This is a genomic window from Pricia sp. (assembly GCF_041745955.1).
Taxonomy (GTDB): Bacteria; Bacteroidota; Bacteroidia; order Flavobacteriales; family Flavobacteriaceae; genus Pricia.
This window is the reverse complement of sequence record NZ_JBGTHY010000479.1, coordinates 1-3066: the sequence shown is the minus strand read 5'-3', so window position 1 is coordinate 3066 and position 3066 is coordinate 1. Positions and strand designations below refer to the sequence as shown.

Genomic DNA, 3066 nt, shown 5'->3' with positions numbered 1-3066 from the left:
TTCGCCTAAAGAAAATACCGGACAGTACAATCCAGGATCAAGTTCGGCATATGCTAAGCAGTCTCGAACTAGAAAGCCAGTCCCAAAAAATGCCGAACCAGCTTTCGGGCGGGCAGCGGCAGCGGGTATCTTTCGGAAGGGCGATTATTACGAATCCTTCGTTGCTGTTATTAGATGAGCCTTTCGGAAGCCTAGATGCCGGCACCCGCCAGCGGATGCAAGGCCTGTTCAAGAAGCTTGCAGGGGAGTTCAATATTACTTCCCTGTTCGTAACCCACGATTTAAAGGAAGCCGTTCTTATGGGCGATGAGATCGGGTTTATGCAGACCGGAGATCTGAAGGTCTATTCCGATAAGAATGATTTTATTACCGACCCTGAGACTGGGGTTCGGGATGAAATCGAGTTTTGGGGCGGTTTGGGAGAAAAGAAAAAGGAATAAAAAAGGCCAGTTATTGCGAGCGTAGCGTGGCAATCTGATGAACTCACTAGATTGTTGAACTGATTACTGTGTGAAGCCTGCCTATCGGCAAGATTTCGCCCGTATTAACGGCATGAGAATAAATAATCGTATTATGAATAAGAAAAACGTATGGATCGACACCGACCTCTCCGTCGGCATGAAAAGGCACAAACGGGAAGGCTACTGCGATGTCGATGACGGTTTTGCCGTTCTGCAATTGATTAAGGCCGAAAAAATCGAGATTTGCGGTATAAGCGCGGTCTACGGAAATACGGTCATCGAAAATGCCTATTTCCTGAGTCAATATATGGGCAGGGAGTTCGCTGGAAACCAAATCCCCGTTTTCAAAGGTGCCGGTGAAACTATGGATTTAAGAAATGTAAAAACTAACGAGGCTGTCGAAGCACTTGCCGATGCTTTAAAGAAACAACCGATGACCATCATGGCCATTGGCCCCGCAACCAATGTTGGGCTCTTATTGCTCAAATATCCGGAGTTAAAAGAACAGATTGTAGAAGTAGTACTTGTCGCCGGAAGAAGAAAACCAACCGATTACTTCAAGATCGGCAATAAGGGCAGCCACGCCCAAGACCTAAATTTTGACCTCGACAACGATGCCTTCCGTATTATGTTCGAACTTGGCGTTTCGATAACCCTTTGTCCGTTCGAGATTTCGAACAAAGTTTGGGTAACGCAAGCGGATTTGGATCAACTGGCATCGAGTGGTGACCAAGGTAATTTCTGGTTGGCCGAAGCTTCCCAAGCCTGGTTGCAGCAATGGCTGGACCAAGGTGCCGATGGTTTCAACCCCTTCGATGTGCTGGCCAGTCATTACATTATTTCCCCAGAGGATATTATATCCGAAGAACTGAACGCCCGACTCGAAATCTATCCCGACGATACGGTAAAGGGAAGTGACAAAGAAGTGTTTAAGCAATACTTGTTATGCGATAAACAGTCGGGATTTCCGGTCAAGTATTGTTATAATGTAGTGGCCGATTACCACGAGAGGCTTTTGCGGAGTTTAGGGACCTAGGCGTCTACGGAACATAATGCAAAATGGAATGGCTTGAACCAATATTTCTAATAGCAATCATTTCTGTACTTTTGACATCTAACATATAACGCCGTATCCTGGCCCCATAGACATGAACGACTTAAAATCAAAATCCATCGGTCTAGTACTTTCCGGGGGAGGCGTTCGCGGTATGGCGCATATCGGCTTGATACAGGCCATGGAAGAACATGGTATCTCGGCTACAACCGTTAGCGGAAGCAGCGTTGGTGCTTTGGTCGGAGCTTTGTATGCCAATGGAAATTCGGTGGAGGATATGCTCTCGCTCTTTAAGGAAACCCCGTTGTTCCGTTATAATTTTTTAACCATTATCAAGCCTGGCTTCATTGATACCGATCGGTATTTTGAAATCTTTAACGGCTATTTTCCAGAGAATGCCTTCGATGCCCTAGAGCGCAAGCTCTACGTAGTGGCCACTAACTTACAAAGGGGAGAACTGCGCTATTTTTCGGAAGGGGAGTTGATACGGCCCTTATTGGCCTCGGCCGCATTGCCACCGGTGTTCAGCCCTGTTAAATTAGAGGGCGAGCTGTTTGCCGATGGGGGCATAATGAACAATTTTCCGTTGGAGCCCATCAAAGACAAGGTAGAGTTTGTAATAGGAAGCAACGTATCAAAAGTGGGCAAGCTCTACCAAAATGCCCTAAAAAATTCGTGGCAGATTACCGGTAGGGTTACCAGTTTAATGATTTACGCCATCAACCGGCAAAAATTGGAGTCCTGTGATCTTTTATTGGAATTTCAGGCTTTGGAAAACATAGGGGTTTTGGACCGTAAGGGTATTGAAAAGGCATATTTGATCGGGTATGAGAATGCCAGTCGGGTGTTGGATGAGATTTTAGGATGAATTGTTATTTACTGGCATTGACAACCTCTCAATTTTCAAACATCATCATAATCCACTTTCAAAACTGGCGTCAAGGGATGCGCCTGACATGTAAGGATAAACCCCTCCGCGATTTCGCCATCGGTCAAGATCTGATTTTTGGCCATTTCGGCCCTGCCTTCGGTGATACGGGCGATACAGGTGCTGCAGACCCCGCCTTGGCAGGAGTAGGGCGCATCGATGTTCTGCTTGAGCACGGCATCGAGCACGCGCTCTTTTTTGTCCATGGTCAGTTCGAAAACCTCATCGTCGACCGTAACGGTCAGTTGGGTCTTGCCTTCGGGCCTATCGGGGCGCTCGTCCAAAATTTCGGTGCTGGTAAAAAGTTCGAAAAGGATTTTATCCTTGGAAATATCATTGTCCTGTAAGGTATCGGATACCAGATCGATCATGGCTTCAGGTCCGCAGAGGTAATAGGCATCGAAATCCGTATGCTTATGTTTGTTCTTTAAGGCGTAATTGACCATAGCAGTGTCGATACGGCCAAAACGGGAATCGTCTTCCTGGGTTTTACTGGTTACGAAGTATACAAAAAACCGGTCGGAGTGGTCCAGTTCCAACTTTACCAAATCGGTGTAGAACATAGTTTCCTTGAACGATTTATTGCCATAGACCAAGACGAACTTGCTCTTCGGATGACTTTC

General features: G+C 46.4%; 4 protein-coding genes. 3 read left to right on the top strand and 1 reads right to left on the bottom strand.

What is annotated here, in order from left to right:
* From ACEW8S_RS16855 to ACEW8S_RS16845, 3 genes are all read left to right on the top strand, one after another.
* The coding region (locus ACEW8S_RS16855; RefSeq protein WP_373519285.1) for an ATP-binding cassette domain-containing protein at nt 1-440 on the top strand (440 nt) is incomplete at its 5' end.
* Between the two features lie 133 nt (nt 441-573).
* Nucleotides 574-1497, top strand: a complete 924-nt coding sequence (locus tag ACEW8S_RS16850) for a nucleoside hydrolase (protein WP_373519284.1) — start codon at nt 574-576, stop codon at nt 1495-1497.
* A gap of 112 nt (nt 1498-1609) precedes the next feature.
* Nucleotides 1610-2383, top strand: coding sequence for a patatin-like phospholipase family protein (locus ACEW8S_RS16845; RefSeq protein WP_373519283.1), 774 nt, complete (start codon nt 1610-1612; stop codon nt 2381-2383).
* A 35-nt stretch (nt 2384-2418) separates the two neighbouring features.
* Here ACEW8S_RS16845 and ACEW8S_RS16840 read toward each other — a convergent pair.
* The coding region (locus tag ACEW8S_RS16840; RefSeq protein ID WP_373519282.1) for a 2Fe-2S iron-sulfur cluster-binding protein at nt 2419-3066 on the bottom strand (648 nt) is incomplete at its 5' end.